25 protein-coding genes are annotated in these 24,334 nt (G+C 65.6%); 14 read left to right on the top strand and 11 right to left on the bottom strand.

Annotated features, from left to right (window positions below; genetic code table 11):
- The first annotated feature begins 30 nt into the window (after positions 1–30).
- From lptD to rsmA, 4 genes are all read left to right on the top strand, one after another.
- Complete coding sequence (gene lptD, locus KF730_RS09180; RefSeq protein ID WP_294095836.1) at positions 31–2,175, top strand: LPS assembly protein LptD; 2,145 nt, start codon at positions 31–33, stop codon at positions 2,173–2,175.
- 80 nt (positions 2,176–2,255) lie between these two features.
- A complete protein-coding gene (locus tag KF730_RS09185; protein ID WP_294094116.1) occupies positions 2,256–3,614 on the top strand; it encodes a peptidylprolyl isomerase in 1,359 nt (452 codons plus the stop codon).
- Positions 3,592–4,626: a 4-hydroxythreonine-4-phosphate dehydrogenase PdxA gene (gene pdxA / locus KF730_RS09190; RefSeq protein WP_294094117.1), complete on the top strand. Its 1,035-nt coding sequence runs from the start codon at positions 3,592–3,594 to the stop codon at positions 4,624–4,626. Before KF730_RS09185 ends, pdxA begins: the two co-directional genes overlap by 23 nt.
- On the top strand, positions 4,623–5,447 hold the full coding sequence (gene rsmA, locus KF730_RS09195; RefSeq protein WP_294094118.1) for a 16S rRNA (adenine(1518)-N(6)/adenine(1519)-N(6))-dimethyltransferase RsmA: 825 nt from the start codon (positions 4,623–4,625) through the stop codon (positions 5,445–5,447). The genes pdxA and rsmA overlap by 4 nt, the downstream gene beginning before the upstream one ends.
- A 185-nt stretch (positions 5,448–5,632) precedes the next feature.
- Here the strand turns inward: rsmA and KF730_RS09200 are convergent, their stop codons facing one another.
- From KF730_RS09200 to guaB, 6 genes are all read right to left on the bottom strand, one after another.
- Positions 5,633–6,136 carry a hypothetical protein gene (locus KF730_RS09200; RefSeq protein WP_294095838.1) on the bottom strand — a complete coding sequence of 168 codons (504 nt, stop codon included), beginning with the start codon at positions 6,134–6,136 and terminating at the stop codon, positions 5,633–5,635.
- Positions 6,137–6,168: 32 nt separating this feature from the next.
- Positions 6,169–7,353, bottom strand: coding sequence for an RsmB/NOP family class I SAM-dependent RNA methyltransferase (locus KF730_RS09205; RefSeq protein WP_294094119.1), 1,185 nt, complete (start codon positions 7,351–7,353; stop codon positions 6,169–6,171).
- Between the two features lie 64 nt (positions 7,354–7,417).
- Positions 7,418–7,822, bottom strand: coding sequence for a DUF1801 domain-containing protein (locus KF730_RS09210; protein WP_294094120.1), 405 nt, complete (start codon positions 7,820–7,822; stop codon positions 7,418–7,420).
- Positions 7,823–7,833: 11 nt separating this feature from the next.
- Positions 7,834–8,217: a VOC family protein gene (locus tag KF730_RS09215; protein WP_294094121.1), complete on the bottom strand. Its 384-nt coding sequence runs from the start codon at positions 8,215–8,217 to the stop codon at positions 7,834–7,836.
- Positions 8,214–9,224 (bottom strand): NADP-dependent oxidoreductase, encoded by a 1,011-nt coding sequence (locus KF730_RS09220; RefSeq protein WP_294094122.1) that lies wholly within the window; start codon positions 9,222–9,224, stop codon positions 8,214–8,216. Before KF730_RS09220 ends, KF730_RS09215 begins: the two co-directional genes overlap by 4 nt.
- A 37-nt stretch (positions 9,225–9,261) precedes the next feature.
- On the bottom strand, positions 9,262–10,719 hold the full coding sequence (gene guaB / locus KF730_RS09225; protein ID WP_294094124.1) for an IMP dehydrogenase: 1,458 nt from the start codon (positions 10,717–10,719) through the stop codon (positions 9,262–9,264).
- 182 nt (positions 10,720–10,901) lie between these two features.
- On the opposite strand from guaB, the gene KF730_RS09230 reads away from it, so the two are divergent.
- A complete protein-coding gene (locus KF730_RS09230; RefSeq protein ID WP_294094126.1) occupies positions 10,902–12,134 on the top strand; it encodes a cysteine dioxygenase family protein in 1,233 nt (410 codons plus the stop codon).
- Between the two features lie 53 nt (positions 12,135–12,187).
- Here the strand turns inward: KF730_RS09230 and KF730_RS09235 are convergent, their stop codons facing one another.
- Entirely contained in the window at positions 12,188–13,003 is an 816-nt protein-coding gene (locus KF730_RS09235; RefSeq protein ID WP_294094128.1) for a CoA ester lyase, read from the bottom strand.
- A gap of 49 nt (positions 13,004–13,052) precedes the next feature.
- Between KF730_RS09235 and KF730_RS09240 the strand changes: the two genes are divergently transcribed.
- The 3 genes from KF730_RS09240 to KF730_RS09250 are packed head-to-tail and all read left to right on the top strand — an operon-like array spanning position 13,053 to position 16,356.
- The gene (locus tag KF730_RS09240; protein WP_294094130.1) at positions 13,053–14,048 is read left to right on the top strand and encodes an SPFH domain-containing protein; all 996 of its coding nucleotides are present in this window, start codon (positions 13,053–13,055) and stop codon (positions 14,046–14,048) included.
- A 3-nt stretch (positions 14,049–14,051) separates the two neighbouring features.
- Entirely contained in the window at positions 14,052–14,519 is a 468-nt protein-coding gene (locus KF730_RS09245; protein WP_294094133.1) for an NfeD family protein, read from the top strand.
- Between the two features lie 19 nt (positions 14,520–14,538).
- Positions 14,539–16,356: a DUF885 domain-containing protein gene (locus KF730_RS09250; protein ID WP_294094135.1), complete on the top strand. Its 1,818-nt coding sequence runs from the start codon at positions 14,539–14,541 to the stop codon at positions 16,354–16,356.
- A gap of 120 nt (positions 16,357–16,476) precedes the next feature.
- Here KF730_RS09250 and KF730_RS09255 read toward each other — a convergent pair whose 3' ends face one another.
- The 3 genes from KF730_RS09255 to KF730_RS09265 form a co-directional block, all read right to left on the bottom strand.
- Complete coding sequence (locus KF730_RS09255) at positions 16,477–16,770, bottom strand: antitoxin Xre/MbcA/ParS toxin-binding domain-containing protein (RefSeq protein ID WP_294094137.1); 294 nt, start codon at positions 16,768–16,770, stop codon at positions 16,477–16,479.
- 129 nt (positions 16,771–16,899) lie between these two features.
- Positions 16,900–17,253, bottom strand: coding sequence for a hypothetical protein (locus KF730_RS09260; protein ID WP_294094139.1), 354 nt, complete (start codon positions 17,251–17,253; stop codon positions 16,900–16,902).
- 152 nt (positions 17,254–17,405) lie between these two features.
- Positions 17,406–19,028 (bottom strand): phosphoenolpyruvate carboxykinase, encoded by a 1,623-nt coding sequence (locus tag KF730_RS09265; RefSeq protein WP_294094142.1) that lies wholly within the window; start codon positions 19,026–19,028, stop codon positions 17,406–17,408.
- 174 nt (positions 19,029–19,202) lie between these two features.
- On the opposite strand from KF730_RS09265, the gene KF730_RS09270 reads away from it, so the two are divergent.
- The 6 genes from KF730_RS09270 to KF730_RS09295 are packed head-to-tail and all read left to right on the top strand — an operon-like array spanning position 19,203 to position 23,490.
- On the top strand, positions 19,203–19,910 hold the full coding sequence (locus KF730_RS09270; protein ID WP_294094144.1) for a response regulator transcription factor: 708 nt from the start codon (positions 19,203–19,205) through the stop codon (positions 19,908–19,910).
- The gene (locus tag KF730_RS09275; protein ID WP_294094146.1) at positions 19,879–21,459 is read left to right on the top strand and encodes a stimulus-sensing domain-containing protein; all 1,581 of its coding nucleotides are present in this window, start codon (positions 19,879–19,881) and stop codon (positions 21,457–21,459) included. The genes KF730_RS09270 and KF730_RS09275 overlap by 32 nt, the downstream gene beginning before the upstream one ends.
- Positions 21,459–21,881, top strand: a complete 423-nt coding sequence (locus tag KF730_RS09280; RefSeq protein ID WP_294094149.1) for an aldolase — start codon at positions 21,459–21,461, stop codon at positions 21,879–21,881. Before KF730_RS09275 ends, KF730_RS09280 begins: the two co-directional genes overlap by 1 nt.
- Entirely contained in the window at positions 21,878–22,798 is a 921-nt protein-coding gene (rapZ, locus tag KF730_RS09285) for an RNase adapter RapZ (RefSeq protein WP_294095842.1), read from the top strand. Before KF730_RS09280 ends, rapZ begins: the two co-directional genes overlap by 4 nt.
- A 15-nt stretch (positions 22,799–22,813) precedes the next feature.
- Positions 22,814–23,221 carry a PTS sugar transporter subunit IIA gene (locus KF730_RS09290; protein ID WP_294094152.1) on the top strand — a complete coding sequence of 136 codons (408 nt, stop codon included), beginning with the start codon at positions 22,814–22,816 and terminating at the stop codon, positions 23,219–23,221.
- Entirely contained in the window at positions 23,218–23,490 is a 273-nt protein-coding gene (locus tag KF730_RS09295; RefSeq protein ID WP_294094155.1) for an HPr family phosphocarrier protein, read from the top strand. The genes KF730_RS09290 and KF730_RS09295 overlap by 4 nt, the downstream gene beginning before the upstream one ends.
- A gap of 34 nt (positions 23,491–23,524) precedes the next feature.
- Here the strand turns inward: KF730_RS09295 and KF730_RS09300 are convergent, their stop codons facing one another.
- On the bottom strand, positions 23,525–24,286 hold the full coding sequence (locus tag KF730_RS09300; protein ID WP_294094156.1) for a hypothetical protein: 762 nt from the start codon (positions 24,284–24,286) through the stop codon (positions 23,525–23,527).
- Between the last annotated feature and the right edge of the window lie 48 nt (positions 24,287–24,334).

Consider the following 24,334-nt stretch of genomic DNA (forward strand, 5'->3'; position numbering starts at 1 on the left):
GGACCCGATCTGCAGGACCGTCCGATCGAAGTGCCGCCGCCTTCCACGACGGCTCTGCCCGAATCCGGCGATCAGGTTCAGTTCAACGCCGATCAGCTCGATTACGATTACGAAGCCGATATCGTTACCGCCAACGGCGACGTGCGCATGTACCGCAACAGCGATCGCCTGCGTGCCGACAAGGTGACATGGAACCGCAACACCGGTCAGGTGGTGGCGGAGGGCAACATCGTCCTCGTCAACCCCGAAGGTGACGCGGCCTATGGCGACAAGATCGAGCTGACCGATTCGCTGAAAGACGGCATGGTCGAGAACATGCTCGTTGTGCTCGACGCGGGCGGCCGGATCGCCGCTGAGCGCGGCCAGCGCAGCGACGGCATCATTACCGTCGAAAACGCGGCATATACGCCGTGCGCTGTCACGGATTCGGCGAATTGCCCGAAAGAGCCTTCATGGAAGATCACCGCCAATCGAGTGGTATATGATCCCGCGCTGCGCCGCATCCGCTATACCGGCGCGCGCATCTCCGTGTTCGGCATCGCCAGCATCCCGCTGCCGGTCTTCTCGCACCCGATCGGCGGCCTCAGCGACAACGGCTTCCTGATGCCCGATATCCGCTACAGCCGGACCAATGGGCTGCAGTTCGCGCTACCCTATTTCTTCAGTCTCTCTCCCAATCGCGACCTGACCGTCACGCCCCGCGTCTATACCAGCGTACTGCCGATGATGCAGGCCGAGTATCGCGAGCTCAATTCGCATGGCGCCTTCAAGGTCAGTGCCTATGGCACTTATAGCCGCCGTTCGGACGATCTGACCGTGCCGCTTACGCCGGCGACGTCGAAGACCGATTTCCGCGGCTATCTCGACGCGGTCGGCCGCTTCCAGCTCGACCCGAACTGGACCGCGAGCGCGTCGTTCCGTCTGACCACCGACCGCACCTTCCTGCGCCGCTACGATATTTCGCGCGACGATCGCCTGCGCAACAATATCCGCGTCGAGCGCATCGATCCGGACAGCTATTTCGCGATCAACGCCTGGGTGGTGCAGACCCTGCGCGTCGGTGAGCGTCAGGGACTCCAGCCCTATGCCTTCCCTGAGATCGATTACCGCCGCCGGATGGACGATGGTCTGATCGGCGGCCGCTTCGAGTTCCAGGTCAACAGCCTCGCGATCGGCCGCTCGGACGGTCAGGATTCGCAGCGCGCCTTCGCCAGCGCGCGCTGGGATCTGCGCAAGCTCACCGCGTGGGGGCAGGAACTGACGCTGACCGCCTATGCCCGCGGCGATGTCTATAATTCCCGGGAGACGCTGCTGACCACGGTTCCGAGCTATCGCGGCACCGAGGGGTTCCAGTTCCGCGGGATCGGCGCGGTGGCGCTCGATATGAAATGGCCGCTCGTCGGCGAATTGTTTGGCGGTACGCAGCGCATCACCCCGCGCCTACAGATCGTTGCCGCTCCGCCGCTGGAGAATCTCAAGGTTCCCAATGAGGACGCCCGCGCGGTCGATCTGGAGGATTCCAACCTCTTCGCCCTCAACCGCTTTCCCGGTTACGACCGTTTCGAGGATTCGACGCGCTTCACCTGGGGTGTCGATTACGCACTGTATCTGCCCGGCTTCACGCTCGATGCGAATGTCGGCCAGAGCTACCGCATCTCGTCGGCGCCAACGCTGTTCCCGGACGGCACCGGCCTCACCGACCGCGTCTCCGATATCGTCGGCCGCACGGTGGTGCGCTTCCGCGACTTTGTCAGCTTCACGCACCGCTATCGCATCGATAAGGATACGTTCGCCTTTCGCCGTAACGAGATCGACGCCACGGTCGGCTCGCGCGATACCTATGTCCAGCTCGGCTATCTGCGTCTCAACCGCAATATCGGCCCGGCGTTGGAGGACCTGCAAGATCGCGAGGAAGCGCGTGTCGGCGCCCGCGTGAAGATCGCCAAATTCTGGTCGGTCTCAGGCTCGATCCTGATCGACCTTACCGACCGCAACGAAGACATCACTTCTCAGTCCGACGGCTTCGAGCCGGTTCGCCACCGGCTGGGCGTTACTTATGAGGACGATTGCCTTCGCCTTGGCCTGACCTGGAAGCGCGACTATGAGACGACCGGCGACGCCCGCCGCGGCAATAGCTACATCCTGAGTCTGGCATTCAAGAACCTGGGGCGCTAATAGCCTCCGTCAGCCTTGGTTCAGGCACAATTCGTCAGTAAGCGCGACGATCTCCGTTTGGGATGAGGGTACGGATTCACGTGAAAATCGGTGTTGCAAAGGCGATCCGCTCGGGCCGCAAATCGGTCTTGATGCTTGCGGTCGCGGGGCTTGCGTCGGCAGGTGTGGCGCAGACGGTTCCCCAACAGGATCTGAATGCGATCGCCAAGGGGCTCGACCTCCCGGAAAATCTGACGATCTTCGGCACGGCCAATCCCAGCACCCGGAAGGCCACCGCGGTTGTCAACGATTCTGTGATCACCGGCACCGATGTCGAGCAGCGCGTCAATCTGATCATCGGGCTCAACAAGCTGAACCTGAAACCGCAGGAGCGCGACGAGCTTCGCCTCACGGTGCTGCGTCAGTTGATCGACGAGACGCTGCAGATTCAGGAAGCCAAGGCCAACGACATCGTGATCGACAAGAAGGAGATCGATTCGACCTTTGCCCGGGTCGGCAAGAATTACGGCCGCGATCCCGATCAGTTCCGCGGCTGGCTTCGCCAGATGGGCACGTCGGAACGGTCGCTGCGCCGCCAGGTCGAGGGCGAACTCGCCTGGGCGCGCCTGCTGCGCCGCCGCGTCGACATCAACGTCAGCGATGCCGAGGTGAAGGAAATCCTCGCCCGGCTGGAAGCCTCGAAGGGTACCGAGGAGTATCACCTCTTCGAGATCTACCAGAACGCCACGCCAGACCGCGCGCAGGAAGTCGCAACCGGCATGCAGCGCATGATCCAGCAGATGCGCGAAGGCACGCCGTTCGACTATCTCGCCAAGACCTATTCCGAATCCTCGACCAAATCGCAGGGCGGCGATCTGAGCTGGGTGCGCCCCGGCATGCTGCCCGACGCGCTGGCTAATGCCGTGCAGACGATGCAACCGGGCCAGGTCGCCGGTCCGATCGAGCTGCCGACCGGCTTCTCGATCCTGTATCTGGCCGAGAAGCGCCAAGTGCTGATGGCCGATCCCAAGGATGCCAAGGTCAGCCTGCGCCAGATTACCGTTCACTTCGCCAAGGGCACGACGGAAGAGCGGGCGACCGCGATCGCCAGCGAGTTCGCGACCGCGACCCAGGCGATACAGGGCTGCGGCGACGTGGCACGCGTGGCGGCGGCGCAGAACGCCGAAGTCGCCGATCGGGACGGGCTGGTGATCAAGGACATGCCGCCGGGCATCCAGAACCTGCTGCTCCCGCTCCAGGTCGGGCAGGTCACCCGGCCGTTCGGCGCGATCGACGAGAGCGTGAGCGTCCTCGTGGTCTGCGGCCGCGACGATCCGCCCAGCGCGAACCTTCCTTCGGAAGACCAGCTCAAGGAAGGGCTCGAGGAGCAGCGGACCAACATCCGCGCCCAGCGCATGCTCCGCGATCTTCGCCGGGATGCGCTTGTCGAATATCGCTGATCCTGTCGGCGAGCGGACGATCCGTCCGCTCGCCGTTTCGATGGGGGATTCCGCCGGAGTCGGCCCCGAGATCACTGCCAAGGCATGGAAGGCGCGGGCGCTGCATTCGCTCGCGCCCTTTTTCGCGGTGGGTGATCCGCGTGCGGTGGCAAAGGTATGGGACGGGCCAGTGGCGTCGATCACCGATCCCGAGGAGGCCAACGCGGCTTTCGATCATGCCCTGCCAGTGCTCGCGGTGGGCGATGCCGGCGATGTCACGCCCGGGGTTCCAGATGACCGCTCGGCACGGATCGCGCTCCATTCGCTCGAACTCGCGGTCGGCCTGGCCAGCGCCGGTGCGGCGGGTGGCGTGGTGACCGGGCCGGTGTCCAAGGCGCAGCTTTATGGGATCGGCTTCACCCATCCCGGGCAGACCGAATTCGTCGCCGAGCGCTGCGGCGTCTCGGGCGAGAACGCGGTGATGATGCTGGCGGGACCGACGCTAAGGGTTGTGCCGCTCACCGTGCACATCGCCGTGGCCGATGTGCCTTCGTCGCTTTCGATCGAGATGATCGTCGCCAAAGGGCGGGTCACCGCCCGCGGCCTGCTGCGCAACTTCGGGATCGAGCGACCGCGCTTGGCCTTTGCCGGGCTCAATCCGCATGCCGGTGAAGGCGGTGCGATCGGGCGCGAGGAGATCGACATCATCGCCCCGGCGATCGAACTGCTCCGCGCCGAGGGGATCGATGCGGTCGGGCCGTTCGCTGCCGATACGATGTTCCATGCCCGCGCCCGCGCCGGCTACGATGTCGCGCTCTGCCCCTATCATGATCAGGCGCTGGTCCCGATCAAGACGCTCCATTTCGACGAGGGCGTGAACATCACGCTCGGCCTGCCGATCGTGCGCACCTCGCCCGATCACGGCACCGCGTTCGGCATCGCCGGCAAGGATCAGGCGCATCCCGGCGCTATGATCGCCGCCATCCGCATGGCCGCCAGCGCGGCCCAGCGCCGGGCCGAAGCTGGAGCGTGACCGCCCTTCCCCCGCTCCGCGACGTTATCCAAAGATATGGGCTAAGCGCCAGCAAGGCGCTGGGGCAGAATTTCCTGTTCGACCACCAGTTGCTCGCGCGCATCGCCAGGGTGCCGGGGGATCTGGCGAGCGCGGAAGTGTTCGAGGTCGGGCCAGGCCCTGGCGGATTGACGCGGGCGCTGCTCGAGGCAGGCGCCAGCGTGGTCGCAGTGGAGCGCGACCGGCGCTGCATTCCGGCGCTGGCCGAATTGGGCGAATTCTTCCCCGGCAAGCTGCGCGTGATCGAAGGCGACGCGCTGGAGATCGATGCTCCCGCCCTGTTCGGCGGCAAGCCCCATATCGTCGCAAACCTGCCCTATAATGTCGGGACAGCGCTGCTGGTCGGTTGGCTGTCGGCGACGTGGCAGCCATGGTGGGCGAGCCTGACGCTGATGTTCCAGAAGGAGGTCGCGGAGCGGATCGTGGCGAAGGCAGGCGAAGACGCTTATGGGCGGCTCGCGGTGCTGGCGCAGTGGCGTTCGCTCCCGAAGATCGCGATGAACGTGCACCGTTCGGCCTTCACCCCGCCCCCCAAGGTGATGTCGGCGGTGGTGCATATCGTGCCGGGCGAGGAGCCCGAAGGCGTGCGCTTCAAGACGCTGGAAGCGCTAACCGCGGCGGCATTCGGCCAGCGCCGCAAGATGCTGCGGCAGAGCCTGAAAGGCATGCCCGGTGCGATCGAGGCGATGGAGACGCTGGGGATCGATTCAGCGCGGCGCGCGGAGACGGTTTCGGTGGACGAATTCGTGGCACTGGCGCGGGTGATGAGCGCGAATGTTTAGGAAGTTTAGTGTTTTCGAGGGACTAAACATTCGCGAATGGTCCCAATCATCGCAGTGACCATGGTTGGGTCGGGATCGACATTTTCAAAAAGCGGACGGCAGTGCCGACCGCCCAGGCAAAGCAGGCGAAATCCTACATTGCAAGCATCATATCTCTTCCCCACCAAGGGGAGGATTTAACCGAATTACGGCTTGGCCGGGGTCTCCGGCTTGTCGGCCTGGGCGGTGGCGGTGACCGGCGGACCCTTGGCGATCGCGGCGGCGAGAATGGTGGCATCGTTGCAGCCGGCGGTGCAGATCGTCTTGATCTTGGCGAGATTGGCCTTGGCCCTTTCCATCGCGCCCTTGGCGACCATCGCCTCGCCCTGCCCGCGCAGCGCGGCGAGATCATTGGGTTCAAGCAGCAGCGCCTCGCGGTAGAGGCGGATCGCCTTGCCCGGCAAATTACGGCCACGGGCGATCTCGGCGAGCAGCACGAAGGCTTCGCGGTTGCGCGGATCGACCGCCAGCGCGCTTTCCAGCGCATCGTTGGCGGCCTCGATATTGCCGGCGGCCTGCGCGGCGCGGCCTTCCTGGACCAGCGCGATCGAGCGCGGATCGATCTGGGCATCGGGGCGCTGCGCCATCAACGAGGTCGAGACCGAAAGCACCATCAGGGCCGCAGCGGCAGAAATCGCGGTAACGCGCATGAACAACTCCGAGAAATTGGCCTTGGTGGCTATCATGGCCGCCGCATCTTCGCGACAAAAAAGCCGTCGGTCGAGTCCCGTAGCGGGGTGAGCCGAAGCCCGGCGCCACGTGGCGTGCCGGCGCCCGGTGCAAGCGGCTCGACGGTCCAGCCGGGATAGGCCTTGAGGAAGGCATCGGTCTGGCTGGCACCTTCCTCGTCGAGCACCGAGCAGACGATATAGACGAGATGGCCGCCGGGCCGGACGAGTCCGGCACCGATCCGCATCAGATAGCGCTGGGTCTCGCCGAGCTGGCGCAGGCGCTGCGGGGTCAGGCGCCAGCGCGCCTCGGGATTGCGCCGCCATGTGCCGGTGCCCGAACAAGGCGCATCGATCAGCACGATATCGGCGCGCCCGGCCTGATCGGCGAGCTGGCTTTCTTCCTGGCGCGGATTGAGCAGACGCGTCTCGGCGATGGTCACCCCCGCCCGGTCGGCGCGCGGGGCGAGGCGCTGGAGGCGGCCGCGATCGACATCGCAGGCGAGTATCGAGCCGTGATTGACCATCATCGCCGCGAGCGCCAGCGTCTTGCCACCGCCGCCGGCGCACAGATCGATGACATGCTGACCGCGCCGCACCCCGCTGGCGAGGCTGACGATCTGGCTGCCGGCGTCCTGCACCTCAATCTCGCCGTCGCGGAAGGAAGGCAATTGCTCGACCGGCGCGTCAGCGGGCAGGCGCAGACCGTCAGTGGTGAACGGGATCGGCTGGGCGCCATCGATGGCGGCGAGCACCGCATCGGTATCGGCCTTGAGGCTGTTGACGCGCACGTCGAGCGGCGCGCGCTGGAGCAATGCCTCCTGCTCCTCGATGCCGATATCCGAGGTCCGCAGCGCCTTGATCAGCCAATCATGGGCGAAGGCCGGCCTGGCGGGGAGATCCTGCGGACCGATGGTGGCGGGGCCATAGGGCGAACCGTCGAACCATTCGGCGATTTCGGGACGGGCCTTCGCAAGCGCCAGCAGCGCGGCGCGCCCGCTTTCGGGCGGCCTTCCGAGCATGCGGATGGCGTCATAGACCAGTTCGCGGATCGCGCGGCGGTCCTTCGACCCCGCATAGCGGCGCTCGGCGAACCAGCGAGCGATCAGGGTATCGGCGGCCGCGCCCTGATCGCGCGCGGCGGCGATGATCCTGTCGAGCAGCTCTATAGCGGCCTGGGTTCGTGCGGCGGGGGTCATCGCATCGCCTATACGCGGCGGCGAAGCGATTGGAACCGGAAAGCCGGTGCTGGCGTCGCTGCGGCTATGCGCCGGCTGGCGCGTCGATCCGCTCAAGCACACCCTTGCGCTTGACGATGTTCTTGTAATCCCACTGGATCAGGCGCGCCTTTTCCAACCAGCGCTGGAGGAGCGCGGTGTCGATCTGCTCGGCATCGGCGTAGTGCGCCTCGGCCGCCTTGAACTTGCCTTCGGACTTGAGGCCGGGCTCGTCGAAAGACTGGCCGCTCCAGAACAACAGCTGCACGCCCTGCTTGCGGACCCAATAGCCCGCTATCGGGTTGCCGGCGAGAAACCAGACCGGGCCGCCGTGCCAGACCTTGCTCTCCGCTTCGGGCAGAGCACGGGCGATCTCGGCGGCGAGGCGATCGCAGATCGCCTCCATGTCGGGCGCCTGCCCCTGATTATAGGCTGCGATATCCGGCGGCACGCGCGCTCCTCTCATCCGAACTGGACGAAGCTTATCACATTCCCGTCGGGATCGCGGACGTGGAAATCCTTGCCGCCCCACACCTGCTCGATCAACGCCTGGGGGATATCGACACCGTTACGCACATATTCGTCGAACAACGCCTCGACATCATCGACCTCGATCGTGGCGAGGATCAGCGACTCCTCGGTCGCGGCCAGCGCCGCGAAGTTCGGCGCGCCGACGAAGCGGAGGTGCAGGCAGGCGGCACCGCGTGAGACCGATCCATAGAATGGCGGGCTGCCATGGAGGAAATCGACCGCGAAGCCGAGCTTGTCGCGATAGAAGGCTGCGGCGGCGGTGACGTCGCGGACGAACAGAATTGGCGTCGCGAGCTTGAGCCGTACGCCGCTCATGACCGCACCATCTGCACCACGACCTTGCCCTTGGCGCGGCCGGATTCGAGATAGGCAAACGCCTGATCGGTTTCGGCAAAGGGAAAGACACGGTCGATCACCGGTTCGAGCCTGCCGGTTTCGATCAGGCCAGCGAGCTCGGCGAGTTCGGCGCCGCTCGGGTGCATGAAAAGAAAGCGATAGGTGACGCCGTGCCGGCGCGCCATGGCTCGCAGGCGATAACTCACCAGCCAGAACAACGCCGCCAGACCGATGCCGCGACCGAGATCCTTTCGTGCCGTCTGCGGCTCGGGCAAGGCTGCGACCGAGACGATCTTGCCGCCGCGACGGACAACGCCGAACGTCTTGTCGAGCGTATCGCCGCCGATCAGATCGAAGGCGCCGTCCATCTGGCCGATCTGCTCTTCGAAACGCTGTATGGTATAGTCGACTACGACATCGGCGCCGAGCCGCTCGACCAGCGCCTTGCCGCGCGGCGACGCGGTGGTCGTCACCTCGGCCCCCAGCCATTTGGCGATCTGGATCGCGAAGGTGCCGACGCCGCCGGCACCGCCGGGGATGAACACGCGGCTGCCCGGACCGATACCGAGCTCGTCGCGCAATGCCTGCAACGCCGTCAGCCCGGCGAGCGGGACCCCGGCCGCGTCGGTCAGGCTCAAACCATCGGGAACCCTCGCCAGATGATCGGCCGGCACCACGGCATAGTCGGCAAGCGCACCCATTCGCGCCTTGGGCATCCGTGCGAACACCCGGTCGCCGGCTGCGAAGCCGGTCGCCCCCGGGCCAAGCGCCTCGACCATACCGGCCAGCTCGTTGCCCATGACGACGGGCAGCGGATAACGCTGAACAGGCTTGAGCTTGCCCTCGCGGGTCTTGAAATCGACGGGGTTGAGGCCGGCGGCATGGACGCGCACCAGAACCTCACCGCGCCCAGGCACGGGTTGCGCGACTTCGCGGAGCGCGGCTCTATCGGGGCCGCCATAGCCGGTCATGACGAAGGCGCGCATATCGACAGCTCCTGCCTGTGGCCGCGCCCCACCCCCGCTAGCGCGTCGGGTAGTTCGGGGCTTCGCGGGTGATGGTCACGTCATGGACATGGCTTTCGCGCAGCCCGGCATTGGTGATGCGGACGAACCTGGCGCGCTCCTGCAGATCGGGGATCGTCGCCGAGCCGGTATAGCCCATCGCCGCCTTGATGCCGCCGACGAGCTGGTGAATCACATCGCGGGCCGGGCCCTTATAGGCGACCTGACCCTCGATCCCTTCGGGAACCAGCTTGAGCTGATCCTTGATGTCGCCCTGGAAATAGCGATCCGCGGAGCCACGCCCCATCGCGCCGACCGAGCCCATGCCGCGATAGGATTTGTAGCTGCGGCCCTGATAGAGGAAGGTTTCGCCGGGCGCTTCCTCGGTGCCCGCGAGCAGCGAGCCGACCATGCAGGTCGAGGCGCCGGCGGCGAGCGCCTTGGCGAGATCGCCCGAAGTGCGCAGGCCGCCATCGGCGATCACCGGCACGCCCGATTTGGCGGCTTCGGCGGCGGCCTCCATCACGGCCGTGAGCTGCGGCACGCCGACGCCCGCCACCACGCGGGTCGTGCAGATCGAGCCGGGACCGATGCCGACCTTCACCCCGTCCGCGCCCGCATCGATCAGCGCGCGCGTCGCCTCGGCGGTCGCGACGTTGCCGGCAACCACCTGGACCCGGTTCGACAGCTTCTTCACCCGCTCGACGGCGCGGGCGACATCCTTGTTGTGGCCATGGGCGGTATCGATCACGATCAGGTCGCACTCAGCATCGACCAGCGCTTCAGTGCGTTCGAAGCCCTTGTCGCCGACCGTGGTGGCGGCGGCGACGCAGAGGCGGCCGGCCTCATCCTTGGTCGCGTCGGGATAGGTGACCGCCTTCTCGATATCCTTGACCGTGATCAGGCCGACGCAGCGATAGCTGTCATCCACCACCAGCAATTTCTCGATGCGGCGGGCATGGAGCAGGCGCCGCGCTTCCTCCTTGCCGACCCCGGCGCTGACCGTCGCGAGATTGTCGCGGGTCATCAGCTCGGAGACCGGCTGGCCGGGGTTCTCGGCGAAGCGGACGTCGCGGTTGGTGAGGATGCCGACCAGCCTGCCGCCATCCTCGACCACCGGGATGCCGCTGATCCGGTGCCGCGCCATCAGCGCGCGGGCGTCGGCGAGCGTGCCGTCCGGCGTCATCGTGATCGGATTGACGACCATGCCGCTCTCGAAGCGCTTGACCGCACGGACCGCCTCGACCTGCTGGCCGACGTCGAGATTGCGGTGGAGCACGCCGATGCCACCCAGCTGCGCCATCACGATCGCCATGTCGGCCTCGGTGACGGTATCCATCGCCGAGGAAATGATCGGGATGTTGAGCGCGAGGCTCCGGGTCACGAAGGTGCGGGTATCCGCCATGCTCGGCAGGACTTCGGACTCGCCCGGCCGGAGCAGAACGTCGTCGAAGGTGAGGCCGAGTGGGATGTCCATGAGAGGCGCCAAGGTCCTTGAGTCGGAGGTTGGCGGCCCATGTAACCGCGTGGGACGCGGGGCGCTAGAGGGGCCGAGGCGACGGAGACGCATACCTCTGAGATACAGGGCATTTCGGTTGCTCTAGCGTTTGACGCGACCCGATCTGGCGGCGAACTCTCTGCCGATTGGGGAGAGGATAGATGAATCACGATTCATTGCGGGGGCCTTCACATCTAGTACTGGCGCCCGCTGCGAAAGGAGAGGAACGGGCGGTCTCTGCAGTCAGCCTGCTGGTCAAGGGGCAGGGCACGATCGGCTTCGCGATCGGACAACGCACGGGGTTCAGCGTTACGATCCAGAACCAGGGCTGGTGTACCCCCGGCTTTCGCTGGGACATCGGGTTCGACGGTGCGCGCCTGTCCGAATTTCGCGACGATGCCTGGCACGAGTTACCACTCAAGCAATGCGCCGGCCTCGATCCCGAGCCGCATTGCAGCTACTGGTTCAGCTTCGACTATGCCAATCGCATGCTGCGCTTCGGCAAGGGCGAGATGCGACTGGGCTGCGCGCTGGCGAGCCATTCGCTGGGCGAGAAGCCCAAGCACGGTGCCGATCCCTATGCATGGCTGCGCGAAGCGGGCGAAGTCGGCATCGGCGCGCCGATCCGCGGCAACATAGATATCTGGCGCGATCCGGTGGTTGATGAGGTGCCGCTGCGGGTGGTGCCGATGGACAGCATCACCATGGACCAGATGGCAGTCGGAGCACTGACGGTACCGGCCAATCTGACGCCGACCTGCCAGCTGCTCTACGGCAATGTCGCAGGGAGGAATTTCGAACTGGGTGCCGACGATTTCCCCGAATTTGCGCAAGCGATCAAGGAGAGCATCGCCGACAAGCATGGCTGGTGCCACAAGACGCTGGCGGACAAGGCCAACGAATTCGGCACGCCCGATCCGCACAAGACCTATCTGCGCATCACCATGGGGCACAATCAGGGAGAGTCACCGGGCATCCCGTTCGTCATGGAGATCTGGCCGGTCGGCAACTACTCACCGATCCACAACCATGGCGGCTCGGACGCGGTGATCAGGGTGCTGCACGGTGCGATCACCGTCGACATGTTCCCAATGCTGTCGCAGCATCACCAGACGCCATTCGCCACCGATACCTTCCACAAGGGGGAAGTCACCTGGATCTCGGCACGGCTCAATCAGATCCACAAGCTGCGAAATACCCAGACGGACGAGCCTTGCATCACGATTCAATGCTATATGTATGCCGAGAACAACGAGACCCACTGGCCCTATTTCGACTATCTCGACCAGACCGGGATCGCCAATTTCGATCCCAATTCAGATGCCGATTATCTGGAGTTCAAAGCGCTGATGCAGGCGGAATATGGCAAGCGGCATGGGCTTGGTCCGGGCTGAGAGTTGCCCCAGCCGTCATCGCCGCGAAAGGCGGGGCTGATAGACAGCGCTATCTAGCCGCTGGCAAAGCGCGCCAGCAGGGCCCTAGCCTGATCGACGTGCATCGCCTCGATCATGCGGTCGCGATATCGCTCGGCGCCACCGGTGGCAGCGGCGACAAGCGCTTCGGCCTCGGCAAGCTCCGCTTCCGTGGGGCCGAATGCTTTGGTGGTACCATCGATCTGGTTGGGATGGATCAGGCTCTTGCCGTCGAAGCCTAGTGCCCTGCCGGCCTTGGCTTCGGCTTCCAGCCCCGCCGCATCATCGAGCTTGTTGAACACTCCGTCGATCGCCCAGGCATCGCCGGCGCGGGCGGCGAGAACGACCGTCTGGAGCGCGACGCCCATCGCCTCGCGGCCGGAGGACGGCGGCAGACGGAGACTGGCAGCGAGATCGTTGGTGCCGGCGATCAACCCCGCGACGCCGGGGAGCGCCGCGATCCCGGCAGCGGCGAGGACACCAGACGGGGTTTCGATCATCGCCAGCAAAGGCTTGCCGAGGGTCTCGATCAGGCGGGCGACCTGCTCCGCGTCCTCGGCCTTGGGAAGAACGACATAGTCGGCCTGCGATTCCGCCACCGCAGCGACATCGGCGGCATGTTCGGGCGTATCGAAGCCGTTGAGGCGAATCGCGCCAAGGCTGGTGCCGAAGCCCTGCGCCACCGCCACGACCGCCGCATCGCGCGCAGCATCCTTGTCCGCCGCCTTCACCGCGTCCTCGAGATCGAGGATCACCATGTCGGCGCCCAGCCCGCGCGCCTTCTCGATCGCACGCGGGTTGGAAGCGGGCAGGAAAAGCGCGGTGCGCGGGGGCAAAGCTGCTGTGGTCATCGGCTGCTGTTATGCTAGCAAGAGATAAAGTTTGCGAGGGGAGTCGGACGTGGACGTGCTCAATATATTCCTGCTGGTCGCGGTTGCGGTGGTGCTGCTCTACCTCTTCTCCAGCGTGAAGATCGTGACGCAAGGCTATCAGTACACGATCGAATATTTCGGCCGCTTCACCGCGGTCGCCGCCCCGGGCCTGAACTTCTATCCCGCCTTTTTCTACCGTGTCGGCCGCAAGGTGAACATGATGGAGCAGGTGATCGACATTCCGGGGCAGGAGATCATCACCAAAGACAATGCGATGATCTCCACCGATGGCGTGGTGTTCTTCCAGGTCCTCGACGCCGCCAAGGCCGCCTATGAAGTGAGCGACCTCTATGTCGCGCTGCTCCAGCTCACGACGACCAATTTGCGCACGGTGATGGGTTCGATGGACCTTGACGAGACGCTGTCGAAGCGCGACGAGATCAACGCCCGGCTGCTCTCTGTGGTCGATCACGCGACGACACCGTGGGGCGTCAAGATCACCCGCGTCGAGATCAAGGATATCCGCCCGCCCGCCGACATCGTCAACGCGATGGGCCGCCAGATGAAGGCCGAACGCGAGAAGCGCGCCAACATCCTCGAGGCCGAAGGCACCCGCGCTTCCGAGATCCTACGCGCCGAGGGCCAGAAGCAGTCGAAGATCCTCGAAGCCGAAGGCCGCCGCGAAGCCGCCTTCCGCGACGCCGAAGCCCGCGAGCGCGCCGCTGAGGCCGAGGCGACCGCGACGCGTGTCGTCTCCGACGCGATCGAGGGCGGCAGCAGCCAGGCGATCAACTATTTCATCGCCCAGAAATATGTCGAGGCGGTCGGCAAGTTCGCGACCTCGCCCAACGCCAAGACGATCCTGTTCCCGGTCGAGGCGACCCAGCTGATGGGTACGCTGGGCGGAATCGGCGAGCTGGCCAAGGAAGCGCTGGGCGGCCCTGCGGGCGGCGGCGCCAGGCCCCCGGCTCCTCCCGCCCCGCCGCGCGGCAAGCCATCGCCCTTCACCCCTTCGGAGAGCTGAGCCATGGATCCGGCCCTATATTGGAGCGCGGTCAGCGGTTCGCCGGGTCTCGCCTGGCTGATCCTCGCGGCGGTGCTGGCCCTGACCGAATTGCTGGTGCCGGGCATATTCCTGGTCTTTGTCGCGGCCGGCGCCGCGGTGACCGGGATCGTCACCCTGTTGTTCCCGGATTTAGCGTTGCTGTTTCAGGTCGCGGTGTTCGCGGCCGGCTCGTCGGCGGCGGTCGCGCTCGGTCGGCAATGGTATCTGCGCAATCCCGGGCCGAGCCCCGATCCATTGCTCAACGATCGCGTCGCGCGACTGATGGGTCAGATCGTGACCGTTGCCGAACCGATCCAGGCAGGATGCGGCAAGGTTCGCGTCGGTGACGGCGAATGGCTGGCCAAGGGCCCCGATGTGCCCGCCGGCGCGCATGTCCGCATCATCGGAGCGGAAGGCAATGCATTGACCGTCGAGCCGGTCGTCGCCTGACAAGGTTCAAGGAGTTATCATGCGTTCCACCCGCCGCGACGTCCTGCTCGGCACCGGCGCCAGCCTCGCGCTGGGCGCCCTGCCCGCCTCCGCCCGCAGCCTCGCCCCGAGCGCGGATGCGCAGGCCGAGAAGCTTCTCTCGGGCATCGCCGAGACGCTGCTCAAGGATTATCCCGAAAGCGCAACCACCCTCGGCATCGACAAGGACAAGCGCGCCGGCCTCAAGCACCAGCTCACCGACCGCTCGCCGAAGGGGCAAGCGGCGATGGTCGCGCATCTGAAAAAGGCATTGGCGGATATCGCCAAGCTCGATCCGGGCGCGCTGAGCCCGATCATGCGCACCAACGTCGATGTCGTGCAGGCGGCCTATGGCAACGCGCTCCAGGGCTTCGCCTTCGGCTATGGCGATGTCGCGGTCGGGAGCTGGCGCAATGCACCCTATGTCGTGATCCAGAACGTCGGCGCGTTCCTCGATGTACCGCGCTTCCTGGACAGCGATCACCAGATCAGGAATGCGGAAGACGGCGAAGCCTATGTCGATCGCCTCGAAAGCTATGCCGAGCAACTGGATGGCGAGACCGAACGGCTGAAGATCGCCGCGGGCAAGGGCGTGATCGCGCCGGATTTCCTGCTCGACAAATGCCTCGCCCAGATCAGGCAGGCGCGCGGCGGCAATCCCGCCGGCTGGGGCATCGTCACCTCGGTCGCCAACCGCACCGTCGGCATGGGCGGCGATTTCGGGCAGGCGGCATATCTGCTCTCCAAGGACAGGATCGCGCCGGCGCTCGATCGCCAGATCGCCGAGCTGGAAAAGCACCGCAAGCGCGCGACGAGCGATGCCGGCGTATGGAAGTTCAGGGATGGTGACGCCTATTATGCCTGGGCGTTGAGCGCGGGCACGACGACGACGATGACGCCCGACGAAGTCCATCAGATGGGGCTCGATCAAGTCAAGGCGATCCAGAGCGAGATGGACGCGATCTTGCAGAAGCAGGGCTACACGACCGGCACCGTCGGCGCGCGGATGGAGGCGCTGGCCAAGGACAAGCGCTTCACCTTCGCCGAGGGCGATCCCGGCCGCGCCGAGATCATGAAGTTTCTGAACGAGCGCATCGCCGACATCCGCAACCGGATGCCGCAAGCGTTCCACACGCTGGTGCGCGGCAATGTCGAAGTGAAGCGCCTGCCGCCCGAGGAAGAGCCCGGCGCTCCCGGCGCCTATGGCGGCGCGGGCTCGATCGATGGGAGCATACCCGGCAAATTCTGGATCAATTTGCGCACCACCGCGCTGCACACCAGGTTCAGCCTGCCCGACCTCGCCTATCACGAGGCGATCCCAGGGCATGTGTGGCAGGGCGAATATGCCAACAAGCTCCCGCTGATCCGTTCGCTGCTGTCGTTCAACGCCTATTCGGAGGGCTGGGCGCTCTATGCCGAACAGCTTGCCGACGAGCTGGGCGTCTATGCCGACAATCCGGCGGAGAAGCTCGGCTATCTCCAGTCATTGGGCTTCCGCGCCTGCCGGCTGGTGGTCGATACCGGGCTCCACGCCAAGCGCTGGACCCGCGAACAGGCGATCCAATGGTTCATCGAGGCCAATGGCTCGTCGGATGAGGAAGTGCGCGGCGAGGTCGATCGCTATTGCTCCTGGCCGGGTCAGGCATGCGGCTACAAGGTCGGGCATAGCGAGATCAACCGGCTGCGCACCCGGGCCAAGGCGAAGCTGGGCGACAAGTTCGACTTCCGCGGCTTCAACGATGCGGTTGTGCTGGGCGGCAATGTGCCGATGACGGTGCTGGGGCATGTGATCGACCGATACGTCGAATCGAAGACCTAGTTCCGACTTCGTCACCCCGCCCTTGCGCCGGAGCCTGTCGTAGAGCGGGCGGAGTGGAAGGCGCGAGATTCGCTTGTGGAGAAGCGGGCCCCGGCACAAGGCCGGGAATGACGGAGCCGGTTACCCCGTCCGCTTCGCCAAGGCCGCCTCGACGGCCTCCAACCCCTCATCACTTTCCACCGCCAGATCGATCGGGCGGCCACCCAGTGCATCGTCATGCGTATTCAGGAACGCGATCATCGCGTCGCGATTCTTGAGCGTCAGGAACGCGACGGTCGCGGCCTTGCCCTGGCGCGCTGCTGCCTCGGGAGACAGGCGAACGGTGTCGAAACGCTTGCGGAAGCGCTTGAACTGCGGCTTGGCGTCCGCGGTTTCGGTCGGCTGGTCATCAGCCGTGGCAGGCGCATCGCTCATTGGGCATCCCGTACAGCGTAGGTGGGAGTCCAACGTCTCTCAGCCGCCCGCACCTACGAAGAAATTGCGAAACGATAGCATTGATGTAGGTGTCCGGCACCCGATGCGCCAGCAGTGATCGGGCCGGCGCTATTTCTTGCCGAACAGCCCGCCGACCATTCCACCCAGATCGTTGAGCGGATTGCCGTCGCCATCCTTGTCGAGCGAACTGAGAATGCCGCCCGCGCCCGACGGCAGCATCGACGCGAACTTGCCCAACGCACCTTCGCCGCCGATATGGCCGATGATCTCCTGGAGCTTTTCGGTGGGCAATCCGGTCGCCGCGGCGGCGCCCTCCGCCGTGTCGCCCTGCATCGGATGGAATTTGGCGAGCGCCTGCACCGCCGATTCGACATGCTCCTTGGATAGCCCGACCTTGGCCGCGAGATTGGCGATGTCCACATTCTGAGTGACTTGACCCAAGATACCGTCGAGCATGCTCATATTCGCCTCCCGCTAGGATTCGCCGCAATGGGATACCCTTAGCACAGCTTGCGCAAAGGCGCACGGTCCGGCGCGACGAAACCGGGACGCGCGGCACCAGGAAACGCGGCCATCGATCGGGTATGCATGGGCCCGATCGATGGCCGGGCAATTCAGACGGTGGCTCTAGACCTGGGCGCGGCCTGGCGGACGCCTTCGTCGACATGGTCGAGGAATTGCGCGAAATTCTCGACGAACTGGTCGACCAGCTTGCCCGCGGTCGCATCATATTCGGCCTTGTTTGACCAGGTCTCGCGCGGATCGAGGATATGGCTATCGACCCCGGGCGCGGTGACCGGCACCATGAAGCCGAAATTGGGGTCCGTGCGAAACTCGACATGGTTCAGGCTACCGTCGAGCGCGGCGTTGAGCAACGCGCGCGTCGCTTTGATCGGCATGCGCTTGCCGACGCCGTATTTGCCGCCCGACCAGCCGGTGTTTACCAGCCAGCAATTGACCCCGCCCCTGGCGATCCGCTCCTTGAGGAGGTTGCCATAGACCGAAGGGTGGCGCGGCATGAACGGTGCGCCGAAACAGGTCGAGAAGGTCGCCGAAGGCTCGGTGACGCCGATCTCGGTGCCGGCGACGCGCGCGGTATAGCCCGAGAGGAAGTGATACATCGCCTGATCCGGGGTGAGCTTGGCGATCGGCGGCAGCACGCCATAGGCATCGGCGGTCAGGAAGATGATGTTCTTCGGGACCGGGCCCATATTCTTTTCCGAGGCGTTCGGAATGAAATCGATCGGGTATGAGCCGCGGCTATTCTCGGCCAGCGTGTTGTCGTTAAAGTCGAGCTCGCGGGTCTCGGGATCCATGACGACATTTTCGAGCACCGTGCCGAAACGCTGCGTGGTCGCGAAGATCTCCGGCTCGGCCTCGGGCGAGAGGTTGATCATCTTGGCATAGCAGCCGCCTTCGAAATTGAAGACCGCCGTGTCCGACCAGCCATGCTCGTCGTCGCCGATCAGCGTGCGGCTGGCATCGGCGGAGAGCGTGGTCTTGCCGGTGCCGCTGAGGCCGAAGAACACCGCGGTGTCGCCGTTCGGGCCGATATTGGCCGAGCAGTGCATCGGCATGATGCTATCGACCGGCAGCAGATAGTTGAGCAGGCCGAACACGCTCTTCTTCATCTCGCCGGCATATTTGGTGCCGCCGATCAGGATCAGCTTCTCGGTGAAGTTGACCGCGATCACCGTCTCGCTGTGCGTGCCGTGACGCGTGGGATCGGCGCGGAAGCTGGGCAGATCGATGATCGTATATTCGGGAACGAAGCCGGGCAGTTCGCCGGCTTCCGGACGAACCAGCAGCGTGCGGATGAACAGGCTGTGCCAGGCAAGCTCGTTGATGACGCGGACCTGGACGCGATGCTCGGGCTGGGAGCCGCCGAACAGGTCCTGCACGAACAACGTGTCACGCGCCGCGACTTCGGCGAGGAAATCGGCCTTCAGGGCGGCGAAATGCGCGGGCGTCATGCCGACATTGGTGCTGCCCCACCAGATCGTGTCCTCGGTGGTGGTGTCGCGGACGATGAACTTGTCCTTGGCGCTGCGTCCGGTGTGCTTGCCGGTGGCGACGACGAGCGCGCCGTGCTTCGACAATTCGCCTTCGCCGCGGCGAATCGCATGCTCGACCAGCGGGCCGGTGCCCAGATTCCAGTGCAATTCAGCGCCCGTCGCGATGCCTTGCGCATCGAGCCCGTGGCGTGGCTCACGCTCGGTCAAAATATGCCTCCTCATGCGCCTCGTGCGGGCGCTATCTAGTTATGCTTGGCGCATAGGCGGCGGCTCGAACGGCGGTCAATGCGGGTAAACGTTGTCGGATTCGATGGTAATCGGTGTCATTTCCAATGCGGCATACAAACTATGGTTTACGGCATTGGTGATGCGCCGATGCAACGCTATGGTTGCGCAATGACAGCGACGATCGCGCTGGTCGATGACGACCGGAACATCCTCACTTCGGTATCCATTGCGCTGCAAACCGAAGGCTTTCTCACCCGCGTCTATTCGGACGGCGAAAGCGCGTTGAAGGCGCTGATCGAGAATCCGCCCGATCTGGCGGTGCTCGACATCAAGATGCCGAAGATGGACGGGCTGGAACTGCTGCGGCGGCTGCGCGAGAGGAGCGCGATTCCCGTGATCTTCCTGACCAGCAAGGATGACGAGCTCGACGAGGCGCTCGGGCTGGCGATGGGCGCGGACGATTATATCGCCAAGCCGTTCAGCCAGCGCCTGCTGATCGCCCGCATCCGCGCGATCCTGCGCCGCACCGAAGCCAGTCTGCCCAGCGCCGAGGGCGGCGAGGATACGCCGCAGGAAATACTGGAGCGCGGGCGGCTGGTGATGGACCCCGCCCGTCACCGTGTGAACTGGGCCGGCGACAACGTGACGCTGACCGTCACCGAGTTCCTGATCCTGGAGACGCTGGCGCAGCGCCCCGGCATCGTGAAGACCCGCAATCAGCTGATGGATGCCGCCTATCAGGACGACATCTATGTCGACGACCGTACCATCGACAGCCACATCAAGCGCGTCCGCCGCAAATTCCGTCAGGTCGATCCGGAATTCGATGCTATCGAGACGCTATATGGCGCCGGATACCGCTTCTCCGACGAGTGACGATCAGGCCCTCGGGCTGAAATGGTCGAACCGCGTCAGCCTGACGCCACGGATTCTGGCGGTCAATATTTTCGCGCTGGCGCTGCTCGGCGGGGGCTTTTCGTACCTCGATTCGTATCGCAGCCGGATGGTCGACAGCCGGGTCGAGCAGGCGAGCCGCGAGGCCAGGCTGATCGCGCAGGCGCTGGCTTCGACCAACAAGGACGAAAAGCGCCGCGACATATTGGTGCTGAGCTTGGCGCGCGACATGGGCACGCGGATCCGCCTGTTCACCGACGACGGCAAGATGCTGGCGGACAGCCGTGAGCTGGGGCTGCGCAACGTGACGCTGCGCGATCCGGACAAGGACCCGTGGGGACTGGAGGCTGCGCGCTGGCTTGATGCGGTGATCGATACCGTGGCCGGCGCGGCGCGAGCGCCGGCCTATCGCGAGCGTTCCAGCGATGCGGGGCTCGACTGGCCCGATGTACGGACCGCGCAAACGGCGCATGGCTCGGCGGCGACGGTGTGGCGCGCGCCCGACCGGACGCCGGTGATCACGGCGGCGGCGCCGATCACCGGAATGGGCGTGGTGATGACCACGGTCAACGCCCGCGACATCACCCAGACGGTACGCGCCGAGCGCTACCGGCTCGGGATCGTGCTGCTGATCGTCTCGGTCTCCTCGATCCTGCTCTCGCTATTCCTGGCGCGGACGATCGTCCGGCCGCTGCGGCTGCTCGCCCGAGCCGCGATCCGGGTGCGGCTCGGGCGCGCGCGCGAGGTGGTCGTCCCTCGCCTGCCCGACCGCAGCGACGAGATCGGGCTGCTCGCCCGCGCCCTTTCCGACATGACGCAGGCGCTGCGCGCGCGGATCGATGCCACCGAAAGCTTTGCCGCCGACGTGACCCACGAGCTCAAGAACCCCCTCGCCTCGCTGCGATCGGCGGTCGACAGCCTCGCCAGCGTCAAGAAGCGCGAACATCGCGATCAGTTGATGGAGATCGTCCAGGACGATGTGCACCGGCTCGACCGGCTGATCACCGATATCTCCGAAGCCTCGCGGCTCGACGCGCAACTGAGCCGCGCGACCTTCGAACCGGTCGATATCGGGGCACTGATCCAGGCGCTGCTCGACAGCCGCGAAGCGCGCGGGCTGCCGGCGGGTATCCGCATCGCCTTCGACCACCAGCCCGGGGCCGCGCTGACCGTACTCGGCGAAGGGGCGCGGCTTGAGCGCGTGTTCGAGAACCTCATCGAAAACGCGATCTCCTTCTCGCCCGAGGGTGGGCTGATCGCGATTTCCGCACGCGGCGAAGGCGCGATGCTGACCATCCGCATCGAGGATGAAGGCCCCGGCGTGCCCGAAGATGCGCGCGAGAACATCTTCCGCCGCTTCCATTCGGTGCGCCCCGAAAGCGAGGCATTCGGCCAGCATTCGGGCCTGGGCCTTGCCATCGCCCGCACCATCGTCGAAGCCCATCAGGGGAGCATCGCAGTGGAATCGCGGGAAGATCGGTTGAGCGGAGCGCGGTTCGTGGTGCGGCTGCCCAGGGGCGACCGCGGCTAATGGCGGCGCTTTCCACCGAGGCGATCGAGGCGAGTTGCGTGGCTGCGGATGGCCGTGGCGTGCTGATCGAGGGCCGCGACGGCGATGCGCGGACCGATCTGGCGCTGCGCATGATCGATCGGGGCGCGGTATTGGTTGCGGACACGCAGACCGTGTGCCTGCGACAGGACAGGCGATTGCTGGCGGGCGCACCGGCGGGCACTGCTGGAAGGATCGAAGTGCGCGGACTGGGCATTGTCGGGATGCCCCATGCGGAGCGCGTGCCGGTGGAGTTGCTGATCGTCCTGCTCGATGCCGCCCCACGCTTTCCCGACGACAAGCGCACGCGCAGCATTGCGGGCGTCGAGGTGCCGGTGCTGGCGCTAGCGGCGAGCGATCACGCCGCGCCGATCAAGGCCGAGCTATGGCTGCGAATCCGATGAGCCGGCGGCCCAAGCATATCCTGCTCGTCACCGGCATGTCCGGCGCCGGCAAGTCGACCGTGCTCCGCACGCTGGAGGATCTTGGCTGGGAGACCGTCGACAACCTGCCGCTCCTGCTCCTCAATCGCCTGCTCGATACCGCGCCGGCCGAAGGCACCGACAGCGACGATGATCGTCCGCTGGCGCTGGGCATTGGCAGCCAGACCCGCGGCTTCGACGCCGACAGCATCGTCCGCCGCATCAAACGGCTGCGCGAGGACCATGGACACGATGTCGGCACGCTGTTCCTCGAATGCGCGGGGTCCGAACTGGAGCGCCGTTATTCGGAAACACGCCGCCGCCATCCGCTGGCGCAGGATCGCCCGGCCAGCGACGGTATGCTGCGCGAGCGCGAACTGCTCGCCCCGCTCAGGCAATGGTCGAACCGGCTGATCGACACCACCAACATGTCGAGCAACGAACTGGCGCAGCAGATCCGCTCGACCTTCTCGGGCGAGGGCTTGGGCGAAACCGTGCTCAACGTCATGTCGTTCGGCTTCGCCCGCGGGCTCCCGCGCGATGCCGATCTGGTGCTCGACATGCGTTTTCTTCGGAATCCGCACTGGGACGAGGCCCTGCGCCCCGGAACCGGCAAGGACAAGAATGTTTCCGCCTATATCGCCGACGACCCGGCCTATGCCACGGCGATGGCGCAGATCGAATCGCTGCTGCTGCTGCTGCTCCCGCGCTATCAGGCCGAGGGCAAGGCATATGTGACGATCGCGTTCGGCTGCACCGGCGGTCGGCACCGCTCGGTCCACGTCGCCGAACGCGTCGCAGCGCGGTTGCGCGGGGAAGGATTTTCGCCCACGGTGACCCATCGCGACCTGCAGACCGCTCCGCAGGACTCGCTCGAGGGGGCGCCGGTAGTGGCATGAGAGGCCGGAGTTGAGATGATCGGTTTGGTACTCGTGACGCACGGGCGACTCGCGGAAGAGTTTGTCGTCGCGATGGAGCATGTCGTGGGCAAGCAGGAGCGGATCGAGCCGATCTGCATCGGGCCCGAGGACGATATGGAAAGCCGCCGCGCGGATATCGCGAAAGCGATCGGGAAGGTCGATGACGGCAAGGGCGTCATCGTGCTCAGCGACCTGTTCGGCGGCACGCCTTCGAACCTCGCCATTTCGCTGATGGAAGCTGGCAAGGTGGAAGTGATCGCCGGCATCAACCTGCCGATGCTGATCCGGCTGGGCAGCGCCCGCAAGGCGATGAAGGTCACCGACGCCGTCGCCGCCGCGCGCGATGCCGGGCGCAAATATATCACCGTGGCATCGGAAGTGCTCGGCGAGGCCGCCGCATGAGCCGCTGCCAGCGGACGGTCACGATCGAGAACAAGCGCGGGCTGCACGCGCGCGCCAGCATGGCGTTCGTGACCCTGGCGACGAGCCATCCGGTCGAGCTGACCGTCGAGAAGGACGGCAACGCCGCCTCCGGAACCTCGATCCTCGACCTGATGATGCTCGGCGCCGCGCGCGGCGACACGATCACGATCAGCGCCGAGGGCGATGGCGCCGAGGATGCCGTGCAGGCGCTGGTCCAGCTGGTCGAGGACCGGTTCGGCGAGGAATAGGCGGGTTACCGCCTTGGCTGCTATTCGCGGAAGCCTAGCCCGCCCTGGCCTTCGCCGCCCACGGATTCCAGGCTGACCACAGGGCAATGGCGGCCAGCGCCAGCGCGCCAAGCGATAGCGGGGCAACCGGCAGCGTTCCGATCCGCGCGAACCAGTCCGCCCATAGCGCCGAGGCGCCGACGCTCTCGAACGCGACGATCTCCAATGCCATGGTCGCGATGACCACCGCGAACGCCCGGCCTTCGCGACGGTGACCAAGCCACAGCAGCGCGGCGATGACGATGCTCAGCATTTCGCCCAGATGCAGCGCCGGCGGCGCCGGGATCGGCAAGCGGGCGAGGATTGGCGGCAGCACCAGCAACGTGGTGCCGAGCATATAGGCGGCGTGCCTCGCCACCCGCTTGCGGTTCAGCAGCGCCGCGCGGACCATGCCGACCAGCACGACAGTCGAGATGATGTCATGCAGCCCGAGCCGCGCACCGAATATGCCGTAGAAAGGATGGCCGCCGCTGAACTTGAGCGCCATCGAATGCAGCACCAGCGCCGCGCCGGCGGCGAACAGCGGCACCACGAACAGCACGGCGCGGCCGCTCGCGCGGTGCAGCGCGAAACGGCGATGGTGCGCGCTCCAGCTCTGCAGCGCGACGAGCAATATCCACGCCGATGCGGTGAGGCCATGGGCATGGAATGCCAGCGGAGCGCTGCCGATCACCCCGAAATAGTCGCGCCAGAACGCCATCGCGATCGCCGGGACGAGCAGAACAAGCACGAACCAGTGCGCGTGACGATATGGCATGAATCCGCTTCCCCCAAGCTGACCGCGTGACGATAGGCGGCCCGGCTT

Source organism: Sphingomonas sp. (genome assembly GCF_019635515.1).
GTDB lineage: Bacteria > Pseudomonadota > Alphaproteobacteria > Sphingomonadales > Sphingomonadaceae > Sphingomonas.